We start from the raw sequence: 25,233 nt of genomic DNA, 5'->3' as shown, positions 1-25,233 counted from the left end.
CAAAATAACCATAAAAAAAACCCGCTGGCAGCGGGCTGAAGTTTGAAAGACAAAAGGAACAATCAAGGGTGATATTCGATCTGGGATTGCTGCTGCGTGCCACAATCAGGGCAATGAAAAACGCGGGTATCGTGCCACCAGGGCTCACTGCCCCAATAGGATTGATTGGCTATGCAGTCAATGTGCTCCACCAGGTTGAGGTTTTTAGCGTCACGGCACGAGGAGCAATACACCCAGATCTTTCCGGCAGCGCAGGCCTGGAGAAATTCACCAGGATTCGACATACTGCCTCCCCGCCATCAGACCTTGGAAATGTTCGCGGTATTGCCTTCGGCGCGCAGGCGCTTGACCGATTTGCCGGAAATCCCCCAGCTTTCCGTTTCAACTTCTTTGATCACCACGTGGGTTGAATAAGGATTTTTATTCATTACTTTGACCATCAAATCGGTAATCCCCTCAACGAGTTGAGCTTTTTGTTCATTGGTCGCACCTTTGGTGACGTTGACCTCTATGTAGGGCATGGTAATATCCTTTCAGAGTTGTTTCACAAGATCATTCAGAACGGCTATTATCGCCAAGGCATTGCGGCAATGCAACCTCAATAACAAATCGTTCCTTTTTAAGCTGGCGTACGACATCTCTTAATCGTTTGTTTTGGGAAGAATCAAGCCTTTTCCCACCATAGAGGGCGGCTCCATAGAGGTCGGCAAACTCGCGGCACAAAGGGTGGCCACTGAGGTGCGCCAGTTGATACAACCCTAATTCAGGGGGCAGACGCTGCAACCCTGCACAGCGGGCAACCTGGCGCAGATAGGAATGCAGCAAACCCTTGTTTTTTGTCCCCCAGCGGCGCTTCCAGGCGAGAACAACGACAAGACCCAGCGCCATAATCATCATCACAGCGACCAGCGAGGGGACATTGATCTGGCGTAACAGCCCAAGTCTGGTGGATGTTTCCCGCAACAACTGGAACTGTTGCTGGACATCGAAGTTGAGAACGCGCCGGGTCCATAGATGAAAAAGGGCGTCCGTAAGGCTTTGCACGTAACCACGCTCAGCCACTGCGGCAGAAAATGCCTGATCGGCATTGATTGCAAGACGGCTGGGATCAATCCGCACCCACTCCCCCTGATCATTTAACGCCTCAACCCAGACATGGGCGCGATCCTCTGTCACCAGATAAAATTCGCCGAAACGATTGTAGGTTCCTCCCAGGTAACCACCGACCAGCCGCGTCGGGACATCCATCAGGCGTAACATCACCGCGAAGGCTGAAGCAAAATGTTCGCAGTAGCCGCGTCGCGAATCGAAGAGAAAAGTAGCCACTGGAGTTTCTGTTTGTGGCAGGTTTTCGGCCGAATAACTGAGTTGCCGGCGCAGAAAGAACCCCTCAAGCTCAGCAACCCGCTCGGCAAAGCCAAGGTTTTCAACGTTGATGGATGCCACAGCCTGACGCACTTGGGAGGAAAGGGTTTCCGGCACACTGAGGTACAGATCGGCAGAACCCCTTAAACGGGCAACCCCTTGTGGCCATCCTGTTGCGCGATAGGTGGTACGCTGATAATCCTGGCGCTGACGGACAAAAACGCCATCGGTTTCACTGCGATGCGACACCCCCTGCAGACGATCGCTGCGATCAAGAGCAACCAGATATGGGTCAGACTTGGGCTCGGCGTAAACAACCACCTGCTGCCCGTTAGCTGTTGCTGGTCGGAACTGTTCATCCGGTTGACGATTGCTGCGCCGCCAGATGTGACCATCGGCCTGATCAAGAACAATGCCGCGCCAGTAGAGCAGCTGTGCCGGCAGTTCAGCCGTTTCAGCACGAAAAGCAATCTCTCCGGTGCCGGCCAGATCTGAAAAGCTCCCGGGCCGCACCTGATCACTCATACCGGCAACGGCAGTTCCTTTCTGGCCGACAATAGTCCACAACGGGGTCGGGGTACGGGGCAGAATAAAGAAAAACGCGGCCATCAGCACCAGCGTGATCACGGGAATAACCAGAAGAAAAAAGATTAACCCTTTCAGCGCCTGAACCGATAGCTGGATGGCGGGATCAACATTGACAAAGCTCAACAAGACCAGTCCAGCGCTCAAGATCAGAATCATCAAAACCAGATAGACCAGATAGACCATATCCAGTGTCAACAGTGACGAAGCGGCCAGAAGCGTCAATGCCAGCACAAAGGACTGGAGTATGTTGCGCGGCGTTTTTTCACTCGCCAATCGCGCTGCCAGCAGGATGCACAGTACCTGCACCAGTGGCAGTGCCACGTCGGTCAAGGTTAGCTGCAGAGCATTAACCACCACGGCAACAGTTGTCACCAGCATTGCCAGACGGTCGAAAGCCTGGTGCCACACCAACCGTGGACGTAACCAGCCGGCAACCACACCGGTTGCGAGAAAAATCTGCACCCACAGGGCAACAAAGGGGAAAACCGGCAGCAGCGCCAGCAAGGCCGCGGCATACAGTAACCAGTTCAATAAGCGCTGGAGGTTACTCATACAACGCCAGCTCCTTGAGCAGGCGCACCTGATGGCTGCGCCCCAGGCCGGGCGCAATGCGCTTGGCCCCGATCACCAGCCCGACCGCACACTGCTGCTGAAGACAGCGATTGACCAGATAGGCGCAGCGGCCCAGACGCTCTTCCAGCGGGCCGTCAAATTGTTCTGGGTTGATGACCCTGGTTGCTGCCGCCTGACGGTTCAACAATTTGGTTTTCAGGACATCGTGACGGGCCGACAGCTTCCAATGAATCGCCCGGGGGGAATCTCCGGGGCGATAATCTTCAATACTGCGCAGATCGCCATCACCACCAGGCATGGTGATCTGTTCTTCCCTCGCAAAGCCTCGGGCGTCCTGATTCATGGGTAACGGTGTTGGCAGTGGGCGCGGATAAACCAGCAGGGTCCTGGCGGGGTCATAATCAAAAGAACGGACAAAAAAGTTGACAGGAAAACAGGACAAGACCTGAATCTTAGGTGCCGGCTGCATACCGCGCCGTTCCATTGTCAGGGCCATATCAATCACCTCACTGCCGCCGGCGGCAAGCGTCGGCACTATGACCTTGTCCTCGCCGATACCGACTTGAAGCAAATATAGCGGCACATAGCGCTGGCGATTACTGATGCGGATCCTCAAGGCCCCGGGGGTTGCGGCAAACAGATCGGCAGAAGGGAGCAGACGCAATTCAAGATGGTGCAGGTTACGGTGGCCGCAGAAACCGGTAACCGCCATGAAACCGAGCAATGCCGAGACCAACAGATAGAGCAGATTGTTGCCGGTATTGACCGCAGCAAACCCGAAAAGCAGGGTCAGGGCAAGATAAAAAGCACCGGCACGGGTTAACCTTAAACGACGGGCACCGGTATGTCTTTGAGTAGCGATCGCAACACCTCTTTTTTATTCAGATGATCCTGTTCGGGGCGGAGTTCCAGGCGGTGAGAGATGACCGCCAGCGCTACCACCTGAACATCTTCCGGCACGACAAAGGCGCGCCCCTGCAGATACGCCTGGGCGCGAGCCGCCGCCGCCAGGCTGATACCACCACGGGTTGAAATGCCGTTAACGAAGGACCCGTGATCACGGCTGCGCTGCAGCAGTTCGTGGATATAAGCTGCAATCTTTTCGTGCAGGATGATTTTTTTCCGGACAAACCGGCGCGTTTCAATGATCTGCTCATGAGTCAGCAACGGCGTGATACGGGCCAGATCCTCGCGCACACTGCCCTGGCGGATGATCTGTTGTTCCAGCGCCGGCGGCGGATAACCGATATCGGTGGTCATCAAAAAGCGATCAAGCTGTGATTCCGGCAAGGGAAAGGTCCCGACATGATCCAGCGGGTTCTGGGTGGCGATCACCATAAAAGGTTCCGGCAACTGATAGGTTACCCCCTCGAGGGTCACGCGCTGCTCCTCCATCGCTTCAAGTAACGCACTCTGGGTTTTAGGCAAGGTACGGTTGATTTCATCAACCAGGAGAAGGTGGTTAAAAATCGGCCCCTTAACGAAATGGAAACGGTTCTCCTCACGATTAAAAATGGAAACACCGGTGATATCGCTCGGCAACAGATCACCGGTGCACTGGATGCGCCCGAAGTCAAGCCCGAGAGCGGCGGCAAGACCCAATGCCAGGCTGGTTTTACCCAGCCCCGGAATATCCTCGATCAGCAGATGCCCTTCCGCCAACAGGCTGATCATCGCGGTGCGAAGGGCTTTAATTTTCCCCTGCAGATAACGACTCGCAAGGATATCGATGACATCTAACACCGGTTGACGATGAAGCAATTCCATGCGGACTCCCTAGGTTAAAACCCTTGTTATTCAAACCAACTACAAAAATCTGAGCAATGAGCCGGCTGACAAAAAAAGCCCCATGGAAGCCATGGAGCCCTAGAATTTATCGAACGGCTGTAATCCAAAACCCCCTTACTCGAACACGACGACAAAGCTGCCACGGTACCCTTCTGCGATCAACTGGCTGGTCAGTTGTTCGGCGCTCTCAAGGGAATTAAAATCACCCACCCGCACGCGATGAACCGCCTGCCCGTTGATCAGTGCCGTTGCCACCTGGGCATGGCCGAAGCGCTCACGCATCCGACTCGCCAACTGGTGGGCATTGGCCGCCACCCCAAAGGCAGCAACCTGAATAGCATAACTGTTACTAACAGCGGCCACGGAACGCAATGGGGGAACATAAGAACCCCCAATGGCAACCACTTCGACCTCTGCCAAGCCTGCCTCAACCGTACCCAGTTGACGAGCGGCACCATAAGAGAGGTCAATAATCCGCCCGGCGGCAAAAGGTCCACGGTCATTGATACGGACGTCAATCTGCTTACCCGTCCCCAGATGGGTCACCTGTACCAGCGTTCCCATAGGGAGGGTTTTATGGGCGGCACTGATGCCGTACATGTCATAAGTTTCACCGTTACTGGTTTTCAGGCCATGAAATTCTTTACCATACCAGCTGGCAATACCCCGTTCACGATACCCCTGGTGATCGCGCAACGGCGTATAACGGATGCCGTCTACGTCATAAGGACGCTGCCAACCCGGTAATTCGCGCGCTTCCGGCGTATCGACGACCCGCACGACCGGAGACCTGCGACCACCACAGCCAGCGAGCAGAAGCACCAACGTCAGACACAGGAACAACAGAACAACACGCCGGGCAGATGTCATATAGGTACCACTGAAGGTTAGTCTTCCTCGATCTCGGTCATCGCCCGGAAGCGTTGATAGCGTTGTTCCACCAGCCCTTCCGGTGAATATTCAAGGAGTTCATTCAAGTGTTTAAGGAGATATTGTTTCAAGGTGGCGGCAGCTTCAATCGGGTTCTGATGGGCACCACCCGAAGGCTCCGGCACAATATCGTCAATCACCGTTTTCAAACTGTCGACATCCTGCGCCGTCAATTTCAATGCTTCAGCAGCCTGTGGCCCTTTACTGCCATCATTCCAGAGAATAGCCGCGCATCCTTCGGGCGAAATAACCGCATAAACGGAATACTGCATCATTAAAACCCGATTCCCCACGGCAATCGCCAGGGCACCCCCCGAACCCCCCTCACCGGTCACGGTAACAATCACCGGCACCGTCAGGGTGGCCATCTCACGCAGGTTTCTGGCGATGGCTTCGGCCTGACCGCGCTCCTCAGCGCCGATACCGGGAAAGGCTCCGGGGGTATCGACAAAGGTGAAAATCGGCAGCCGAAACTGCTCGGCCAACTGCATCACCCGCAAAGCCTTGCGGTAACCCTCAGGATTGGGCATACCAAAATTACGGTGGACCTTTTCCTTGGTATTGCGCCCTTTCTGATGTCCGATAACGCAACAGGGTTGGCCATCAATGCGGGCAAAACCGCAGACCAGGGCCGGGTCATCACGGTAATTGCGATCGCCATGGATCTCAAACCAGTCGGTGAAGATCCGTTCGATGTAATCCAGGGTATAGGGACGCTCTGCATGCCGCGCCAACTGGGTGCGCTGCCAGCGGGTCAAATTGGAATAGATCTCTTTTTTCAGGCGTTCGGCCTTTTTTTCAAACTTCTGGATTTCGCTGGTAAAATCAACATTGTCAGTCGAATATTCTCTCAACTCACTGATTTTATTATGCAGTTCGGCAATGGGTTTTTCAAAATCGAGGTACTGACTCATGCAAATCTCCCTGCGTCAGGTGATGTTTAATCACCGTGGTTGGCCCTCAAAAGTCTCATGGAACAGGCAAACGAGTGCCTGTACATTCGGCATAAAACACCCTTACATTTCAAAAACTTAAACTGTGATAATAAAACGGGTACAGGACCAGGTCAAGCACAAGCCCGCAGCTGACCGATAATTACTCAAAGTGCATTACACTGTAGCCAAACAGAGCCTCCACTTCCGCCATCGCTTCTTCGGTCGCCGCCATCTTCAACTGTTCAGGCAACATGATCAAGGTGTCGCTGCGGTTGGGAATAACCATCTGCAGCAGTACGTCGCAGTCACCCCGATAACGCTGCACGATACTTTTGAGCTGGCGCAACTGCGTCTCCTGCAGCCCCGGCGTCGTCAAACGGATGCGAACCCGCTTGGCCATGGTTTTACGCACCTCACGCAGCAGAGCAATATCACCGGCGAGCAGCTTGCATGCCTCTTCACCAACATCGAGTTCGCCGCTGACGATGATCGGCTCTTCCCCCTTGATCAGTTCCATGGCCGCCGCATAGACCTCCGGAAAAACCACGAGTTCGAGGGATCCGGTAAGGTCTTCCAGGGTAACAAAAGCCATCCGGTCCCCCTTTTTGGTGACCAACTCCTTCACCCCGGAGACAATTCCGCAAATGCGTACCTGCTCCTTATCGGTACGCTCGTTCAGAGCACTGATTTCGCAGGTGGCAAAACTTTTAATGGCATCAGCGTGGCGCGCAAGGGGGTGGCCGGACACGTAGAAGCCAAGAGCCTCCTTTTCATGGCTCAGCAAGGTTTTCTCGTCCCATTCTTCAATCTGCGGCAGCTGGCCATAGCCATTGCCGCCGACAGAAACAATCTCGTTGCTGCCAAACAGTGAATCCTGCCCGGACTCCTGTTCGCGCTGCAAGCGCTGGCCGATATCCATACATTCCTCGAAAGCGGAGAGGAACTGCGATCTTTTGCCGCCCAGCGAATCAAAAGCTCCACATTTGATCAAGGCCTCGACGACCTTTTTGTTGACCTTGCGCAGATCGACCCGTTCACAGAAATCCTGCAAAGAGCTAAAGGGTTTTTCCCTGCGCACGTTAAAAATGGCATCAAGGGCAGCAGAACCAACCCCCTTGACCGCACCGAGACCAAAGCGCATGGCCTCGTTATCTACAGTGAAGGATCGTTCCGACGCATTGATGTCAGGCGGTAGAATTGCAATGCCCATACTCCGGACTTCACTGATATTTTTAATGACTTTATCAGTGTTCTCCATATCTTCGGTCAGCAGGGCAGCCATGAACTCGACCGGAAAATGGGCCTTAAGATAGGCCGTCTGATAGGCGATCAGGGCATAGGCAGCGGAATGGGACTTATTGAAACCGTAGGCGGCAAACTTTTCCATCAGATCAAATACCGCTTCGGCTTTTTTGGTGTTGAGCTTGTTTTCCTGGGCTCCAGCCAGAAACTGTTTTTTCTGTTTAGCCATCTCGTCGGCTTTTTTCTTACCCATGGCACGGCGCAGCAGGTCAGCGGCGCCAAGACTGTAATTGCCAAGAATCTGGGCAATCAGCATCACCTGTTCCTGATAGACGATGACCCCGTAAGTATCTTTGAGGATCGGCTCAAGTTGGGGAAAGTCGAACTGAAACTTTTCCAGACCATGTTTACGCTTGATAAAGGAGTCGACCATCCCGGAACCCAATGGTCCGGGACGATAGAGCGCCACCATGGCGATCAGGTCTTCAAAACAGCTGGGCTTGAGTTTGACCAGATATTCCTTCATGCCGCTCGATTCGAGCTGAAAAACCCCGGTGGTTTCGCCGTGGGAGAGCAACTCAAAGGTTTTTTTATCGTCATCGGCAATCAGTTTGAGATCAAAGCTCTCATCTTTGCCGGCGCGCACCAACCGCACGGCATTTTCCAGGACGGTAAGGGTTTTCAGCCCGAGAAAGTCAAACTTGACCAGACCGATTTTTTCAACATAGCTCATCGGGTACTGAGTCACCTGCCCGCCCGACTTGGGATCAACATAGAGGGGGAGATATTCCGGCAGGGGCCGCGGCGTCACCACCACCCCGGCCGCATGGGTAGAGGCATGACGTGTCAGCCCTTCCAGCGCCAGCGCAATTTTGACCAGCTCCTTGATCTTGGGTTCTTTATCAATCAGGGCTTTTAACTGGGGTTCCTGCTCAATCGCCTGTTTTAAGGTAATACCGAGCACCGTCGGCACCATTTTGGCGATCTTGTCGACCTCACCATAGGGGATATTCAGTGCCCGCCCGACATCACGTAACACCCCCTTGGCCAGCATGGTGCCAAAGGTGATGATCTGGGCGACATTCTCGGCACCATATTTTTTACGCACATAGTCGATCACTCGCTCCCGCCCATAGATACAGAAATCGACATCGATATCCGGCATCGATATGCGCTCAGGATTCAAAAACCGCTCAAACAGCAGATTGTAGGGGATCGGGTCGATATCGGTAATGCGAATAGCGAAGGCCACCAGACTGCCTGCCGCTGAACCCCGTCCGGGGCCAACCGGGATGCCGTTATCCTTACCCCAGTTGATAAAATCGGCGACAATCAGAAAATAACCCGGGAAACCCATCTGCTTGATACAGTCAAGTTCCACCTGCAGTCGTTCTTCATAGGTACGTACCATCTCATCAGTAACCGGACGGACCTGGCGGATTTCTTCCAGTCGCTCCTGCAAACCAATCCGGCTCTGCTCCGCAAGGACCTCATCGAGGGTTTGGTCTGCCGGTTTTTCGTACTGGGGAAAGTGGTAGGTGTTAAAGTCAAGATCCAGATTGCAGCGTTCAGCAATGCGGATGGTATTGGCGATCGCGTCAGGATGCTCGGCAAAAAGGCTGGTCATCTCCTCGGCGGACTTGAGATAAAACTCCTCATTGGGAAAACGCATCCGATTCGGATCGTCCATGGTTTTGCCGGTCTGGATACATAGCAGAACTTCATGGGCAAAGGCATCTTCGCGCGCCAGGTAATGACAGTCGTTGGTGGCCACCAGGGGTAAATTCAGCTCATCAGCCAGGGAAATCAGCCCGGCATTAGCTTTTTTCTGTTCAGGAAGAAAGTTTTCCTGTAATTCCAGATAAAAGCGCCCATCATCGAAAATTTCTGCCATCTGGCGGGCACGTACATGAGCCTCTGACGTCTGATTCAGATTAATCAGAGTCGGTAACTCGCCACCAAGGCAGGCAGACATGGCGATCAGCCCCTGATTATGCTGGGCGAGCAGATCCCAGTCGATACGGGGCTTATAATAGAATCCCTCGCGATAGGCGGCAGAAATCAGACGACAGATATTCCGGTAACCGGCCAGATTCATGCATAACAGCACCAGATGATAGGAGGCTTCAGACGAACCACGGGCATTGGTTTTATGAAACCGCGATCCCGGCGCCACGTAGACCTCACAACCAAGGATCGGCTTGATGCCGGCGCTCATCGCCTTGCTGTAAAACTCTATAGCGCCAAACATATTGCCGTGATCGGTCACTGCCACCGCCGGCATGCGAAACTCCTTGGCTTTGGCAACCAGTTCGTCAAGCTTGATCGCCCCGTCAAGCAGGCTGTATTGACTGTGTAAATGAAGATGAACGAAGTTGGAATGTTCCATGGGTGACTGTTCCTGAAAAAAGCTTTGGGTCGACGGTTAAGAGCAGGATGCTAGACTGCCACAGTCGGTGTAAATTTTACAACAGACAACATTCAGATCTCCTTGTTATACTGTCACGTCAAGCTCTTGCTACCGCAATCAGATAAGAGGATACCATCATGCGCATCGAAACGGATATCAAGCTGGGCTTTAAGGATGTACTGATCCGACCGAAACGCTCGACCATTAAAAGTCGCGCCCAGGTCAGTCTTGAACGCGAGTTCACTTTTCTTCACAGTCATCATCGCTGGGTTGGCACACCGATTATTGCCGCCAACATGGACACCGTCGGCACCTTTGAGCTGGCCGCTGAACTTGCCCGTCATGGTCTGATCACCGCTATCCACAAACACTATCATCCCGGCCAATGGGGAAATTTTCTGGCTCAGCAATCAGCTTCTGTGGTCGAGCATATCATGGTCAGCACCGGCACCTCCGACCAGGACATGGAGCAATTGCATACCATTATGAAGCAGCACCCACAGCTCAAATTCATCTGCATTGATGTCGCCAACGGTTATGCCGAGGCCTTTGTTGATTTTGTCCGACGCTGCCGTGACGCCTTTCCGGAGAAAACCATCACCGCCGGCAATGTCGTCACCGGAGAAATGGTCGAAGAGCTGATTCTTTCCGGTGCCGACATCGTCAAGGTCGGCATCGGCCCCGGTTCGGTCTGCACCACCCGGGTCAAAACCGGGGTCGGATACCCGCAACTGTCAGCGGTGATTGAATGCGCAGACGCTGCCCATGGCCTCGGTGGTCGGATTATCTCTGATGGTGGTTGTGTCAGTGCCGGAGATGTCGCCAAAGCCTTTGGGGGGGGCGCGGATTTTGTCATGATCGGCGGCATGTTTGCCGGCCACGATGAAAGTGGCGGCGAGCTGGTCGAGCGTAACGGGCGACAGTACAAACTCTTTTATGGTATGAGTTCAACAACCGCCATGGAAAAGTACGTCGGCGGGGTGGCAGAATACCGTGCATCAGAAGGAAAAACCGTTGAAGTTCCCTATCGCGGTCCCGTTGCCGATACGATCCGGGACATTCTTGGCGGTGTGCGCTCCACCTGCACCTATGTCGGCGCCTCGGCTCTGCGTGAATTGACCAAACGCACGACCTTTATCCGGGTCCAGGAACAGGAAAATCAAACCTATTCCTGACCTGAGGCCAACACCATCAGGTCACCCTAGAGATAACTTGCATAAGTGCGCAGAAGCCATCTAACGAGGGAAACAACCATGCCCGTCTGTCCCAATGTCGATTACCATTTTCATCCCCTGCGTGAGGTTCTTTATAACGAGCTGCACATCCGACCATTCTACACCCTTGAATCGCCGCAACTGATGACTCATTTGGCCGCCTGTTGCGAGCGGCAGGAGGAGTTGGAGCAGGCCTTTGATTTACTCTGTGATTTATGTCGTCGCTACGACATCAACCAGCCCACAAAAGGCACCGTCTCCTACCATGAAAGTGTCGGCAACTTTGTTATCCATTGGGAGCGTCACGCTGAATTTTATTCATTGACCATCATGCAAGGCGCGGTTCCCGACCCGGACGCCCCCTTTGCTCATACGGCGATCGATCTATTACCTGCCGACTGGCTGAAGCAACTGCCGGGGCAGATGATTGGTGCTTTTCATCTGATTATTGATCAGCATCATCTGAACTATGAGCACAAGGCATTGACCCGCTATTTTGAGGGGCATCCGCTAATGATCAGCAGCGCCCATAGTGACCATGCCCGCATCTATACCGCTTTCAAACTTCACGGCGATAGTTTCTCACGTTTTATCGTCAAAAATGATCACCTCAACAATACTCAGCTCGGCCAGCTGGTACGCCGCCTGACCGATATGGAAACCTACCGGCTGCTGGCATTAATGGCCTTGCCATTGGCTAAAAAGATCGCTCCGCAACTGGTTGATATGGACAAGCAACTGGGAGATATCCTGACCGTCGTCACGAACGAAGAAACTACCAGCGGCGAACGTGAACTGCTCGAAAAACTGACCCGGATTGAAGCGACATTGGAAGCCTATCGCGCCGAAACCAACCAGCGCTTCTCGGCGACCAAGGCCTACCATCAATTGGTCAAGGATCGTCTTGAGGGAATTGGCGAACAGCGCATTGAAGGCCACCTGTCGATGGGCGAATTTATTACCCGACGACTGAATCCGGCGTCACGTACCTGCGAATCGGTCAAAGAGTGGATGGATGACCTGTCAAAGCGAATCGAGCGGGCCAGCGTACTGATGCGTACCCGCGCCAACCTGACCCTGCAGGAGCAGAACCGCCTGCAGCTGGCCGCTATGAATCGTCGCAGCAAACTGCAGTTTCGCCTGCAGGAAACCGTTGAAGGGCTCTCCATTGCCGCCATCAGTTACTATGCGGTCGGCCTGCTGGGCTATGTGTTCGGAGGGTTCCCGCTGGAACAATGGGGGCTGAATAAAAACCTGCTGCTGGCGTCCAGCATTCCACTGGTTTTGGCCAGTGTCTGGTTTATCACCCGGCGCATTAAACGTCGACTGATCCAGGATCAGGATAAAACCACCGGCGAGTAAGCCATTACCCAGTCGCCGGTGGCTCAAACCAGAGAGATCACAGTGCCGGACCAATTTCCGCCAGGGGCGGCGGCGTCAAGTCGAACAAAGTCGAAAACTGCCAGGCCAGATCACGGCCGATCTTGTTGCCGGAATGATCAGCCAGTTGCCCGCTCACTACCACGGTATAGTCGGTGTCCGGGAACAACTTTTGGTTAGGGGTGAACCGCAGTTCTTTTAATTCAGCATCATAATCTACAACACCGGAAACAGATGAGCCGGAGCGATGCAGCGATACAGCCCCTGCAGAAATGGTTGCCGGATCAATCTCTTTATCAAAGCTCACCGTCACCCTGGCAGCGACTGAAACAATGGCACCATGCTGGATATTCCGCCGAGCGATACGGGGTGGCTCCATATCCCAGACTTCAAGATTCTCAGTGATAGCCTGAGCGTACAGATCCAGTCTTTCACGACTAAGGGTCTGAGGTGCTATCTGTTCTTCAACCGCAGTAACAATATTTAAAATATTCACCGTCGGATCCGAGTCGAGAGGCTGATTCAGTGCCTCTTCGATCTTGTCGCTGCGCCGCAAAATCTCGTCACTGACCAGATAAGCTACCGGCCGCTGGTCGTTGGCTGATATCTCTCCGCCAAGATTGGTGGTGATATCGCTGCGCAGCGTACCCATCAGGGACGCAACCACCTGCGCAGCCCTATGAGTACGCTCAGCCTTGTTGCTCTGGAGTGGGTCCGATTTCAGGGCAATATAATCATCAAACAGGGAAAACTCATCAACAACCCCTAAGAGTTTTTGTTTCACCTTCAGTTCCGCTCCCTGGAGCGTCATGGTCGGATTTTTCTGCATTTCCAGATGAACCAGGGTGGTCATCGGCGAGATAAACTGCCAGCGCCCTGGTGGTGCTTCCAGCAGGTAGCCGGCGGCCACTGGTTGTCCGTCATCCTCATCAATCGTTTGTCCGCCAATAACTTGAACAACAACCGGATATTTCGCCCCTTCGCCGGGATTGATGGACAAGGTATAAGCCCCACCGGCAGTGGATATCGCCATCGGCTCACCACTGTCGTAGACACGATTACCATTGCGATCAAGAAACACCCGAGCCCCGGTCAAATAGCCGTCTGCCACGGTCCCGCTTAATAGCGATGCGGTCGTTTCAGCGGTTCCAGCCGGTGTGCCGGTGACGGAGTTGGTTCCACCACCGCCCCCACCCCCTTCACAGGCGGTCAGCAACCCAAGTAGAACAAAGGAGAAAAGCCAATAGCAACAATTTAATGTCCGTTTCATCGTCAACTCCTGTTAGCGCAAAGGTCTGGGGATCAGCAGCGACACCGGCTGATTCACAGGGTTAACGTATATCCAATAGCCCATCCCCGGGACCAGAATCGCCTTATTGGTTCCAGCGGCGGTGGTGACTTCGTTGCCGCCCCCCCAATCATCACCAAGATACGAATGCAGGCCATCAACCACAACATCCTGGGTTGCTGCAGCAAGCCACTCCATGGGAACAGCATCGCCGGAACGGATCAGCACCCTCTCCAGAGGCACATTACCGGCGTAAGGGTTAGCGATCAAATTCCAGCCCGGGAACACATCAAACTCATAGAGGTCGACACTCAGTTCGCCGTAAGCACTTAAATCGGGCAGGGTGGTGCTGGTCGCCCGGCGCAATTGATAACCTTCTCCCGACGCTATCGGTGCACCACTGTCAACCATGACATAAGCACCCTCTTTTTTTGCCGACGGGGACCAACGATAAACCTGTCTGACCCCGATGGTTTCCGTCGTTGTTAAACCGTAAGGGTTCAGGTTGCCGACCAGTCCCACCATGTTATGACCGGACAAAAGTTCAACCGTCGGACCGGGCAGGTCACCCACTGCCGGATAGCGCCACAATTGGGTGCCTACCGCGTTTTCAACGACAAAGTAATAACGCTGAGCCGGCAATGGACCAAGCCTGGTGGTCATACTGAAACGGGCACCACTGGCCGGCACGCCGGCATCCTGCTGCAGCAGATAGCGATAACCGTTGATCACAGCAAAAACCCGGTACTGGTCCAGCGAGTCCTCTTCCCGCAGGGTGACGTGGAAACGATAATCAAGGTCGAGCCGGGGCTTACCATCCACCAGATTATTACTGTCATCCCCATCATCAACCCGCTCGATACCCTTTAATCCCGGCTCAAGAGGATTTTGACTCAAACCGGAAGGAATCTCTGAAAATATCGCTTCAATGGTATTATGCGAATCTACGTCGACAAATTCATAGTTATCCCGCAAGGGAACCGACATCCCATTGACCAGCAGGTCATTGAGGTAATAGCCGGCCATCGGAATCAGCTCAAAGCGCTGTGTGCCACCATAAAGAACCGACACCTCTCCGGCCGGATCAATATAACCGCCGGTGCCGGCACTGGCATAAATCACCCAGTCAGTACGGTTCGGATCAAAAGGGAAGCCATCACGCACATCAGGGATGCCGTCACGGTCCGAATCGATCTCGCCATCGACATAGCTCGGCTCCGAATCGTCCGCAGCTGCCACAACCTCTATAGAAAAAGCCGGCAGAGATGTCGTCAGAGATCCGTCACCCACGGTAATAACAATAGTTGCCCTGCTGCCGAGATCCGAAGCAATGGGCGTACCGCTTAACACGCCCGTCTGACTATTAAATTCAGCCCAAAATGGCTGACCACTGATGGTATAACTCAGGTCATCACCGTCGGGATCACTGGCCACTGGGGCAAACACGTAGGTCCGGTCAACACTGGCGGTTGGATCCGGTGTGCCGGAAATCACCGGTGGACGATTCGTATTATGAACCGTGATGGTGACCGCTTCAGAATCAGTGTCGACACCATCGGTCACGGCAAAGGTTACGATAAAACTACCGGCCTGATCATAGTCGGGAGTCCAGCTGAAGGTTCTTGAGGCAGTATCAAAGGAGGCACCGGCCGGTAGACCGCTTACACGGTAAACAAAGTTAGCACTCTCGGTGGTCGCCGCCACACTGAATTGCAACAGAGCATTTTCATGAACGGATTGGGTACCGATGGCAGCTAGAACCGGCGGTTCATTAGCACGAACAACGGTAAATGGCACAACTTCACTGTCCTGCAAGCGCCCATCATGAACAACAAAAGTGACCTGATAGGTACCAACCTGCTGTATGCCCGGAAGCCAGCTGAAAGAACGCGTAGCCGGAAGAAAAACCGCACCGGAGGGGAGATTGACGGCACTATAGGTAAGATTCTGACCGAGAGCGGTATCAGGATCGGTAGCACTGATAATCAGATTGAAATTATCACCGGCCAGCAGCTCCTGCGCCCCAATCGGCCTCAGAACCGGGGGACGATTGACCGGGTTGACATTGATAGTGACCAGTTCCGTATCTTCGGCCGAACCATCATTGACACTGAAGGTCACCGAAAAAACCCGGATATTCTCCGAGCCACTATAATTCGGGGTCCAGACAAACTGGCGCGTCGTAGCATTAAATGTTGCACCAGCGGGCAGGTTGGCGGCACCATAGGTTAAAGGATCGCCGTCGGCATCAGTCGCCAGAATAGTAAAAGCCAGTTCCTGACCTTCATTAACACTTTTGGTACCGATGGGCGCAAGAACCGGCGGGTGATTGATCGCAACCACCGCCGGGCTGTGAACATGGTTGGAGAAATCACTTTCCTGGCCGTTAGCATCATAGGCGGTAACCGCAAAGTAGTAATCCTCGGCATCGTTGAGATGTGACAGACTGTAGGTCAGCACACTGCCGACATCAACAACGACCGTCCCCGCTTCTCCGGTTTTCGACAGGCTATCCGAGCCCACTTGGTAATATACCTTATAACCGCTTACAGCGCTTGGGCTTGGATCCCAGGCCAGCGTGACGGTTTTAGCCCAGGCAACAGAACTGCAGCCCATGATCAGAAACAGGACCAGCAACAGGTAAAAACTCAATATTCTTTTCATTTGCGACCTCCGGAGCGTAGCCTGCCCGCATAAAAGAAGAGTGCAGGTGGTTGGAGTTTGTTGACAGCGTAAAAACACCGCACACTCTTACATTCTACCTTAAAAATGGAACAAAAGCGGTGAAGGGCAAACCAGGGTATAATGATCAATCGGCAGATTCCGACCTATCCCGACACCAGCCTGTTGGCAGAAGCGGGTGGCAAGAAAAAAGGCGCCCACTTCTAATCATCCGAAGGGGGCGCCTCTCAGCCGTTATACAAAAAAAGGGCGGGAAAGCGTCGCGTCCGCTTCGGCAACCCGGCGGTCCCACTTGGGCGGGATCCGTGGCTTTGCGTCACCAGATTACTCTGGTTTTGCCCTTTCGGTTGACAGCATATTGCTGTTTATCTATTTAGTGTGGATTCTAGCAAACAAAATAAACCAGATCAACAAAAAAATGAACCGTCTCCAATCTTATTTGCCGGAAGCCCGCAGCACATTGACGCCAACCTGTTCCAGCATTGTCACCAATTTGATTAACGGCAGACCAATCAGGGTATTATAATCCTCTCCGGCCATCTTTTCGATCAGCGCAATACCCAGCCCTTCAACCTTAAACGAGCCGGCACAGTCAAAGGGGCGCTCACGTTGAAGGTAATCGGTAATCTGTTCGTCAGTCAGTTCACGCAGGGTAACAGAAAATGTTGCATAATCTGTCTGCATGGCAGCCGTGCGGCAATCCAGCAGCGCCAGACCCGTATAAAAACAATGTGTCCTGCCGACCATCTGACGCAGTTGATTAAAGGCTCCGTGTTCATCACCAGCCTTGCCCAGGGTTCTGCCCCGCTGATCAACAAAGAGCTGATCAGAACCGATAATGACCGCATCAGGATACTGGTCTGCCAGACTCTGAGCCTTTCCAGCGGCCAAGTGCCGTACCTGCAGAGCCGGAGCAACATGGGGATCGATCACCTCGGTAAAGTCCGGTGCTGCCGTCACAAAAGGAATCTGTAATTGTTTAAGCAGGTGCTGCCGATACGGACTGGTTGATGCGAGAACAATTTTTCTCATGGTCTTCCTTCGTTGGTCAGTTGCGCCGCCAAAGCCATCTGCAGCCCATCAATAAACCGGCGCCGCAAGGGCTCCGGGCGGATAACGCGGACATGAGGGACGTAGGAATAAAGCCAGGCCAGAATCTCTTTATCGCCGCTGGCGAAAAAACGTAAGCTCAGGGTACCATCCTGATGTTCTTCAATCTGCTGGAGTGGATGCCAGACGCGCTCACGGATCAGGTGGGCAACCCCGGCAGTAAACTCCAACTCCAGCTCATAGCCGGGGCCATCATCAATCAGGCCAAAGGCTCTGCCGGTCAACTGTCCCGGGTGATAATCTTCGGGCACCTCAAAGCGCTGCGGTTCAAGACTGACCGACTCAATACGATCGATGGCAAACAGCCGGATATCCTTGCGATTATGGGCGTAGGCACCGACATACAGGGCATTATTGTAAAAAAGCAGGGTATAGGGATCAATCAGGTAAGAGTGACTGGCACGCTGTGCCGGTCGATAGTTGATGCGGCAACGTTGCTGTTTAAGCAGCGCCTGACGCAGATCGACCAGGATCTGACGTTGTGATGAATAATCCTTATACCCCTGAAAACGTGGGGAAAAGGCTTCAGCAATGCGTTCCAGATGGGCGATGCTGCGGGGCGGCAACATCGACCGCAGGCGGGAAAAAATCGCCTCGAGATCCTCGGAAAACGGGGTCCCCTGAAGAAACTCCAGCTGTCCGCGGCACAGATACAGGGTCATCAATTCATCCAGGGACAGGGTTAGAGGCGGGATCTTACTGAAGCCGGTCACAAATCGATAGACCACATGACCATCTGCCTGGCGCCCACTAACCAATGGATAGCCGGCGTCCATCAGCGCCTGCAAGTCACGGTAAATGGTCCGTCGGGTGACCCGGCATTCTTCGACCAGCTCCGCTACCGTTGCTCCATAGCGCATTTCAAGAATACGGATCAGGTCATGCAGGCGGGCGGCCTGACTGTATTTTTTTGGTCTGCGCCCGCGCCGGCGAGGTGAATCCATGATAATATCGGTCCTTTATGATACGTCCATAACCTGCTGTCATCAGCAACAGAAAAACACCTGCGCATCATAACAACAGTGGCAACGTGCGGGTGAGTTTGACAAGATCCGGACGGTTCAGCAACAATAAACCACAAGAAGTTGATGCTTTTCCCCACGAGGTACCGCTTAATGCCAGCATCCTATCAGCATGAAACCGTCATTGTCGTCGATGTCGAAACCACCGGTATGCTACCTGAAAAAGGTGACCGGGTCATTGAAATTGGCGCCATCAAAATGCGCGGAGATCAGATCATTGAACACTTTGAACGCCTGATCCGCCCGGACTTTCTGGTAACACGGGAGATTGAAGCCCTGACCGGGATCACCAACAGCATGCTCCAGGACGCACCGGGCAGTCGTCAAGTCATGACCGACTTTATCGATTTTATCGGCCATTATCCTTTTGTTGCCCATAATGCCGCTTTTGACCAGAAGTTTATCGACGCGGAACTCTCCCGCTACGGCAAGCCCCGCCCAACGAACTTCAACTGCACCCTCCAGTTGGCACGACGCATCTACCCCGACCCGCTCAATTATAAACTGGGGACCCTGGTGCAGTACAAAAAACTAAAGCCCGCGCTGACATTTCATCGCGCCCTGGCTGATGCCGAGATGACCGCACAGCTGTGGCTGGCTATCAATAACGATATCATGCAGGATTACGGATTCACCTTTGTACCTTTTGATTTACTGAAAAAAGTTTCTCTCACCAGCAAGGAACAAGTAGCAGAACTGTTACGAAAAGCGGCCAAAGACGCGCTTCACAACCAACTTGACACAACCGGCAATCTGTTCGGATAAAGGAGACAGGCATGAACATCAGCATCGAATATTGCAATTCCTGAGGCTACCGGCCACGTGCTGTCAGTCTGGCGGCAAAAATTGAAGCAACACTGCCGGTGCAGGTAGAAATGATCCCCTCCAGCGGTGGAGTTTTTGAAATCAGCGTGGATGACACCCTCGTTTATTCAAAAAAAGCGACGGGCGAGTTTCCGCCGGAATTTAACATTGTTGAGCAACTGCAGCAGATGATGAAATAGTTTCGGTCTATCTATCGACCTTCGATTTGTCACCGATATCAAGTCGGGAGGGAATTTTCGCAGGTGCACCAGAATTATTGGCTTCACTCACGAAAGCACTTATCAGGAGTAGCAGCCGGGTGCAATAAATCATTTTACGCAACACAGTAATCTGTTATAGAGTGGCGGATTGTATCAGAGTTATTTTTTCCGGCGATCTCTTGATAACAGATCGCTGTATCAGTTCGTCAATTTTTGTCAACCAACAGTACCAGGAGAACAAACATGGGTCAAAACTACTTCAATTCACTGCCGTTTCGTCGTCAACTTCAGGAGCTCGCAACCTGCCGGTTCATGGATGCCGAGGAATTTGCCAACGGCTGCAATTACGCCAAAGACAAAAAAATTGTCATCGTCGGCTGTGGCGCCCAAGGGCTTAACCAGGGGCTGAACATGCGCGACAGTGGCCTGGATGTTTCTTACACCCTGCGCAAGGAAGCCATTGAGCAGAAGCGTCAATCCTGGCAAAACGCCACGGACAACGGCTTTAGTGTCGGTGCTTACGAAGAGATGCTGCCAAGCGCCGATATCGTTATGAACCTCGCACCGGACAAGCAACACACCGATGTCGTCAACACCGTGGTGCCGTTGATGAAAAAAGGTGCGACCTTCTGCTACGCCCACGGCTTTAATATCGTTGAAGAAGGAACGAAAATCCGGGAAGACCTGACCGTCATCATGGTCGCCCCTAAATGCCCTGGCAGCGAAGTACGTGAGGAATACAAGCGTGGTTTCGGTGTACCGACCCTGATCGCTGTCCATGGCGAGAACGATCCCAACGGCGATGGTCTTGAGATCGCCAAGGCTCTGTGTTCCGCCCAGGGTGGTGACCGCGCCGGAGTTCTCGAATCTTCTTTTATCGCTGAAGTCAAATCAGATCTGATGGGCGAGCAGACCATTCTCTGCGGTATGCTCCAGGCCGGTTCACTGCTGTGTTTCGACAAAATGGTCGCAGCTGGTATCGACGCCCCCTACGCCGTCAAACTGATTCAAAAAGGGTGGGAGGTCATCACCGAGTCCCTCAAGCATGGCGGCATCACCCTGATGATGGACAGGTTGTCCAATCCGGCAAAATTCAAGGCTTTTGCCCTCGCTGAAGAATTAAAAGACATTCTGGAGCCGCTGTTTGAAAAACACATGGACGACATCCTCTCCGGTGATTTCTCCCGCACGATGATGGAAGACTGGGCCAACGATGATAAAAAACTGCTGACCTGGCGGGAAGAAACCGGCAAAACGGCCTTCGAGCAAACCGAAGGCGCCGGTGAGATCTCCGAACAGGAGTTTTACGATAAAGGGATTCTGATGGTCGCCATGGTTAAGGCCGGGGTTGAACTCGCCTTTGAAGTGATGGTTTCCGCCGGCATTGAACCGGAATCAGCCTACTATGAGTCACTGCATGAAACGCCGCTGATTGCTAACACCATCGCCCGTAAAAAACTCTATGAAATGAACCGGATCATTTCCGATACCGCCGAGTACGGCTGCTATCTCTTCTCCCACGCCTGTGTGCCATTACTCAAGGATTTTATGGCCGGCGTCGATACCGATGTGATCGGCAAGGGTCTTGACGTCAAGGACACCTACGTCGACAACCAGATTCTGGTGGTCATCAATGCCGACATCCGCAGCCATCTGATCGAAGAAGTCGGTGAACACTTGCGTGCTGCCATGCAGGGAATGAAGGCAATCGTTTAAAAGATACAAAAAAAATTCCTGCTGACCTTGAATGACAGCAGGATCCTATGATAGATTGAGATCAAACATACAACAGAGGGAGGTAGACAGATGATCGTCTCTGAACCACCACAGAATAAAGTTGCTGTAACTCTGTAATTGAAGCTGAAGATCTTTAACTATCACAACATCTGACCATAAAAAGGGCTCTGACTACTTTGTCGGGGCCCTTTTTTCATGTAAGATCAAACCCTCACCAACGATAAACGTCATTCAGCGGAGTGGAGCCCTCATGACATCCTTCTCGGAACAACATCCGGCAACCGATTTCAGTGCTTTTCTGTCCAGCTTTAAAGACCGATTACACCACCTGCTGCACGTCCGCAGTGACATCGACAAGCTCAGCGTCAAGCGCGGCGCCCCACCCTTCATCCTGCGCGATATCCTTGCGGCACAACCGCTGGCGACCTTTATCCCCCAGCAATACGGAGGCCGCGGTGGCCATGTTCATGAAGGTCTGGCGCTCCTTACAGCGGCAAGCTACGAATCGTTGCCCCTGTCACTGGGGTTCGGTATTAACTGGGCGCTGTTTCTACAACCGGTCGCCAAATATGCGCAGGAAACCATTAAACTACCAATTTTTGACGGCTTCATTCACCGGCAGAAGATGGGTGGGCTGATGATCACCGAGCCCGACTATGGCAGTGATGCCCTGCACATGCAGAGTCATTACCGGCAACAGGGTGATTACTTCCACCTGCAGGGCCTCAAACACTGGGCCGGGCTGACCGGCTGGGCCGACTACTGGCTGCTGACGGCACGCCGCAAAAATGAATCGGGCCAGCTCGGACGGGATGTTGATTTCTTTATCTGTGATTCCTCGGCGGACGATCAAAACATCATCGTTGAGGAATTTTTCGAAAATCTCGGCATCTACCTGCTCCCCTATGGTCGCAACCGGATTGACGTCAAGATCCCCAAGCTGCAGAAGCTCGAACCCCACAGCACCGGCATCAAGATGATGCTTGACCTGCTTCACCGCAGTCGCATGCAGTTTCCCGGCATGGCTCTGGGATTTCTCCAGCGGCTGGAAGACGAAGCGGTCAGCCATTGCCAACAACGCCAGGTCGGGGGGAAAAGTCTATTCAGCTATGATCAGGTCCAGCAGCGCCTGTCTGCCCTGCAGGCCAACGTCACCATTGCCACGGCCATGTGCCTGAACAGCAGCAAAAAAGCTGATACCAAAAACGATCTGTCCGCTGCCGGACTCGAAGCCAATGCAGTCAAAACATGTGTCACCGATTTGATGCAGGAATCAGCCCAGTCCCTGCTGCAACTGGTCGGGGCCAAAGGCTACCGACTTGATCATATCGCCGGTCGCGCCCTGGTCGACAGTCGTCCCTTCCAGATTTTTGAGGGCTCCAACGATATTCTTTATATCCAGATTGCAGAAGCCGTTCAAAAGTTGATGCAACGACAGAAAGTCAATAATCTTCTGACCTTTATCAGCACATTCGAACTGACCGGCAGAACAGCAGAAGATCTTAAAGGCTACCTGAATATTGATCTGATCCTGCCCCTGTCGCAGCGCCGGCTTAATGCCTTTGGTCTACTGATCAGCCGCATTATTGCCCTGCAGCTGGTCGAAGAACTGGGGGATTCAGGTTATCGTCCGGCCCTGATCACCACCGCCCGAGCGCACCTGATCCAGCGCATTGCAGCGGAACTGTGTGGCTTTCAGGCCCTGGGCAGCAGCACCTACCATCAAGGGGATGGGGAGAACAACTGGCTTGATTGTTTTTACCGACAGGAGAAGCGTAACAGATGAGCAGCAAACAGAAAAAAACCTTGAGCCCGGAAGCGCTGGAACAACGGCTGGAAGCAATGCGCGACGAACATCGCCAACGTCAGTCAGGGTACCGTGAGCAGGCCCTGAAACTCTTCCCCCACGTCTGTGCCCGCTGCACCCGTGAGCTCGAAGGGAAAAAGATCCGGGAACTCACTGTTCACCACAAGGACCACAATCACGACAACAATCCACCCGATGGCAGCAACTGGGAATTGCTCTGCGTTTACTGTCACGATCATGAGCACACACGCGGGGTGCAGGAAGACCGTGACGCAGAGGTGGGATCGAATGCAGCCAAACCCTCGTTGTCCCACTCTCCCTTTGCGGCCCTGGCTAATCTGAAAAAATGATGTGTCAGTTCAGCACCGGGTCGGGGATCCTGTGCAAAGATAGAGCTGAATAGTTGCAAAATGATATTCAATAACCCAGTAATATCAACGGGCCAAACACCATCTGCCAACAGCTGGTCACAAGAAAGAGGATCAGGCCGAACAGGGCCAGGCGCAGCCATACAGGTTCACAACTTTCCAGCTGCCGCTCAAGGCTCGCTGTTTTTACCAGCGGGCGGCAGAGGCCCGGCAGCATGGCAAAAAGGGTGGCCATAAACAGCCCCAGGTAGATCGGATAACCGATGTAGTAATAGTGCCCCTGGAGCATGTCGAAGGGGCACTGATGACTGGGCATCTGGTAGATATACAGAGAAAGAAACGACACCAGCGCTGCCAGGGAAACAAAAAACAGCAGCACCGACGCCACAAACAACCCATGTCGCAACAGCACCGCCCGCCGGCGCAGGCTCGCCAGTAACAACCCGGCATACAACAGGACCACCGCAAAAAATAGGGACATCCCCTGCTCGACCGGTAAACCGGTCAGGGTACTGATCACCCCTTCCCCTTCGGCAGAAAACAACGAGCCACAACAGGAGGTGATCATCTGTGGACGCAAACCGCTGAAATATTCCCACTGAAGCCACAGATCCAGCGCCACCAGCGGAATCAGCAACAGCAGGGTGACATATTTAAAGCGTACCAAGGGGGTATCCTCGGTACCCTGATCCAGAGTATTTACCGCCAGCCAGAACGCGGCAGCAAACACCAGCCCGATCTTGACCAGCAACACCAGCCAGCCGACCAGATTGGCGTTCAGGGATCCGGTCGCACACATGGCGCCGACAAACAGCGGATGGATTTCATCGAGGGTAAACAGAAAGAGGAACAGGGTAATAATCTGGAAACCAAAGGCGTATTTCAGCAGGGTTGTTACCAGCCAGGTCTGCCGTTCCAGTTGCAATTGGGTCGTAGAGCCGCTGTCGGCGTTCCAGTGACGCAGGATCCGCAGTGCCACCCCACCCGCCACCAGCAGCATCAGCAGGATCAGGGCTGAACCGGACAACAGAGCGAGAATCCCCGGATGAAGGATCACTGCCCTGCCCCTGCGTTATTGTCGTCAACCAGCTTGCCATGACGCAGGCCAATCCTGCGATTGATCAGTGGCGACTGATATACCACCGGGTCGTGGCTGGCGATGATGATGGTTCGGCCTTCCGCGTTCAGCTCTGTCAGAATCTTCAGCAGCTCTAATGACAGTTCGGCATCAAGATGGGCCGTCGGCTCGTCAGCGATAATGATCGGCGGATCAGCCATGAGCGCGCGCGCCAGGGCCACCCGCTGCTGTTCACCACCGGAGAGTTGGCGGACGTTGGTTTTATGCCGGTCTGACAAATCAAACTTGTTCAACAGCAGCAGTGCCCGTTCACGCATGGTTTTGTAGGGCAGCGCGGCAGGATAAAGAGGAAACATCAGATTATCGAGCACCGAAACATCGCGCAGCAGATGGTACTGCTGAAAGACAAAGCCGTAAGTCTCACGGCGAATCCGGGCCAGAAATGATTCCGGCAGGCGACTGACGCGGCGCTCCTGCAGGTAGATGGTTCCTTGGGTCGGACGCGCCATACAACCGATCAAGGCCAGCAGGGTCGATTTGCCGGAACCACTCGGCCCGGTCAGGACCACCACCTCCCCCGGGAAAAACTCCAGGGAGATGTCCTGCAGGGCGCGTACTTCATCAGGCTTGCCCTGATGGTAGATTTTACTGACCTCCTCGATGCGGATCAGCGGCTCGTGGTTATCCATAT

General features: G+C 53.4%; 20 protein-coding genes, 1 pseudogene and 1 riboswitch. Of the genes and pseudogenes, 7 read left to right on the top strand and 14 right to left on the bottom strand.

From position 1 onward, the window contains the following. Positions 1–62 precede the first annotated feature (62 nt). From ICT70_RS09620 to dnaE, 8 genes are all read right to left on the bottom strand, one after another. The gene (locus ICT70_RS09620) at positions 63–284 is read right to left on the bottom strand and encodes a hypothetical protein (protein WP_191155982.1); all 222 of its coding nucleotides are present in this window, start codon (positions 282–284) and stop codon (positions 63–65) included. Between the two features lie 15 nt (positions 285–299). Continuing rightward, complete coding sequence (locus ICT70_RS09615) at positions 300–521, bottom strand: tautomerase family protein (RefSeq protein ID WP_191155980.1); 222 nt, start codon at positions 519–521, stop codon at positions 300–302. A 31-nt stretch (positions 522–552) separates the two neighbouring features. Further along, a complete protein-coding gene (locus tag ICT70_RS09610; protein WP_191155978.1) occupies positions 553–2,505 on the bottom strand; it encodes a transglutaminase TgpA family protein in 1,953 nt (650 codons plus the stop codon). Further along, positions 2,498–3,238, bottom strand: coding sequence for a DUF58 domain-containing protein (locus ICT70_RS09605; protein ID WP_191155976.1), 741 nt, complete (start codon positions 3,236–3,238; stop codon positions 2,498–2,500). Before ICT70_RS09605 ends, ICT70_RS09610 begins: the two co-directional genes overlap by 8 nt. 113 nt (positions 3,239–3,351) lie before the next feature. Further along, positions 3,352–4,293: an AAA family ATPase gene (locus ICT70_RS09595; RefSeq protein ID WP_191155972.1), complete on the bottom strand. Its 942-nt coding sequence runs from the start codon at positions 4,291–4,293 to the stop codon at positions 3,352–3,354. 135 nt (positions 4,294–4,428) lie between these two features. Next, complete coding sequence (locus ICT70_RS09590) at positions 4,429–5,184, bottom strand: septal ring lytic transglycosylase RlpA family protein (RefSeq protein ID WP_191155970.1); 756 nt, start codon at positions 5,182–5,184, stop codon at positions 4,429–4,431. Positions 5,185–5,201: 17 nt separating this feature from the next. Further along, entirely contained in the window at positions 5,202–6,158 is a 957-nt protein-coding gene (accA, locus tag ICT70_RS09585) for an acetyl-CoA carboxylase carboxyl transferase subunit alpha (protein ID WP_191155968.1), read from the bottom strand. 181 nt (positions 6,159–6,339) lie between these two features. Beyond that, a complete protein-coding gene (dnaE, locus tag ICT70_RS09580) occupies positions 6,340–9,810 on the bottom strand; it encodes a DNA polymerase III subunit alpha (RefSeq protein WP_191155966.1) in 3,471 nt (1,156 codons plus the stop codon). A 158-nt stretch (positions 9,811–9,968) separates the two neighbouring features. Here dnaE and ICT70_RS09575 point away from each other — a divergent pair, with 158 nt between their 5' ends. Together ICT70_RS09575 and ICT70_RS09570 are read left to right on the top strand one after the other, a co-directional pair. Next, positions 9,969–11,006, top strand: a complete 1,038-nt coding sequence (locus ICT70_RS09575; protein WP_191155963.1) for a GMP reductase — start codon at positions 9,969–9,971, stop codon at positions 11,004–11,006. Positions 11,007–11,084: 78 nt separating this feature from the next. Next, positions 11,085–12,407, top strand: coding sequence for a DUF3422 family protein (locus ICT70_RS09570; RefSeq protein WP_191155961.1), 1,323 nt, complete (start codon positions 11,085–11,087; stop codon positions 12,405–12,407). A gap of 37 nt (positions 12,408–12,444) precedes the next feature. Here ICT70_RS09570 and ICT70_RS09565 read toward each other — a convergent pair whose 3' ends face one another. The 4 genes from ICT70_RS09565 to ICT70_RS09550 form a co-directional block, all read right to left on the bottom strand. Continuing rightward, positions 12,445–13,695, bottom strand: a complete 1,251-nt coding sequence (locus tag ICT70_RS09565; protein WP_191155959.1) for an Ig-like domain-containing domain — start codon at positions 13,693–13,695, stop codon at positions 12,445–12,447. Between the two features lie 12 nt (positions 13,696–13,707). Beyond that, positions 13,708–16,377: a fibronectin type III domain-containing protein gene (locus ICT70_RS09560; protein WP_191155957.1), complete on the bottom strand. Its 2,670-nt coding sequence runs from the start codon at positions 16,375–16,377 to the stop codon at positions 13,708–13,710. A gap of 288 nt (positions 16,378–16,665) precedes the next feature. After that, a riboswitch (cyclic di-GMP riboswitch) is annotated at positions 16,666–16,745 on the bottom strand. 85 nt (positions 16,746–16,830) lie between these two features. After that, positions 16,831–17,427: a Maf family protein gene (locus ICT70_RS09555; RefSeq protein ID WP_191155955.1), complete on the bottom strand. Its 597-nt coding sequence runs from the start codon at positions 17,425–17,427 to the stop codon at positions 16,831–16,833. Continuing rightward, positions 17,424–18,449, bottom strand: a complete 1,026-nt coding sequence (locus ICT70_RS09550; protein WP_224746954.1) for a helix-turn-helix transcriptional regulator — start codon at positions 18,447–18,449, stop codon at positions 17,424–17,426. Before ICT70_RS09550 ends, ICT70_RS09555 begins: the two co-directional genes overlap by 4 nt. Positions 18,450–18,620: 171 nt before the next feature. Between ICT70_RS09550 and ICT70_RS09545 the strand changes: the two genes are divergently transcribed. The 5 genes and pseudogenes from ICT70_RS09545 to ICT70_RS09525 all read left to right on the top strand — a co-directional run bounded on the left by ICT70_RS09545 (position 18,621) and on the right by ICT70_RS09525 (position 23,446). Beyond that, positions 18,621–19,292 carry a 3'-5' exonuclease gene (locus tag ICT70_RS09545; protein ID WP_191155953.1) on the top strand — a complete coding sequence of 224 codons (672 nt, stop codon included), beginning with the start codon at positions 18,621–18,623 and terminating at the stop codon, positions 19,290–19,292. A 56-nt stretch (positions 19,293–19,348) separates the two neighbouring features. Continuing rightward, a pseudogene (locus tag ICT70_RS09540) lies at positions 19,349–19,531 on the top strand (SelT/SelW/SelH family protein); the annotation flags it as partial. Between the two features lie 264 nt (positions 19,532–19,795). Next, the gene (gene ilvC, locus ICT70_RS09535) at positions 19,796–21,268 is read left to right on the top strand and encodes a ketol-acid reductoisomerase (protein ID WP_191155951.1); all 1,473 of its coding nucleotides are present in this window, start codon (positions 19,796–19,798) and stop codon (positions 21,266–21,268) included. Positions 21,269–21,539: 271 nt separating this feature from the next. Next, positions 21,540–23,075: an acyl-CoA dehydrogenase family protein gene (locus tag ICT70_RS09530; protein ID WP_191155949.1), complete on the top strand. Its 1,536-nt coding sequence runs from the start codon at positions 21,540–21,542 to the stop codon at positions 23,073–23,075. Next, positions 23,072–23,446 (top strand): YajD family HNH nuclease, encoded by a 375-nt coding sequence (locus tag ICT70_RS09525; protein ID WP_191155947.1) that lies wholly within the window; start codon positions 23,072–23,074, stop codon positions 23,444–23,446. Before ICT70_RS09530 ends, ICT70_RS09525 begins: the two co-directional genes overlap by 4 nt. Before the next feature lie 67 nt (positions 23,447–23,513). On the opposite strand, the gene ICT70_RS09520 is transcribed toward ICT70_RS09525, so the two are convergent. Beyond that, a complete protein-coding gene (locus tag ICT70_RS09520; protein WP_191155945.1) occupies positions 23,514–24,521 on the bottom strand; it encodes a hypothetical protein in 1,008 nt (335 codons plus the stop codon). Beyond that, positions 24,518–25,231, bottom strand: coding sequence for an ABC transporter ATP-binding protein (locus tag ICT70_RS09515; protein ID WP_224746953.1), 714 nt, complete (start codon positions 25,229–25,231; stop codon positions 24,518–24,520). The genes ICT70_RS09520 and ICT70_RS09515 overlap by 4 nt, the downstream gene beginning before the upstream one ends. Positions 25,232–25,233: the final 2 nt, after the last annotated feature.

The sequence above is a fragment of the Pelovirga terrestris genome (genome assembly GCF_014773365.1).
Classification (GTDB): Bacteria; Desulfobacterota; Desulfuromonadia; order Desulfuromonadales; family Geopsychrobacteraceae; genus Pelovirga; species Pelovirga terrestris.
The sequence above is the reverse complement of the archived record's forward strand: the minus strand, read 5'-3'. Positions and strand labels throughout refer to the sequence as shown.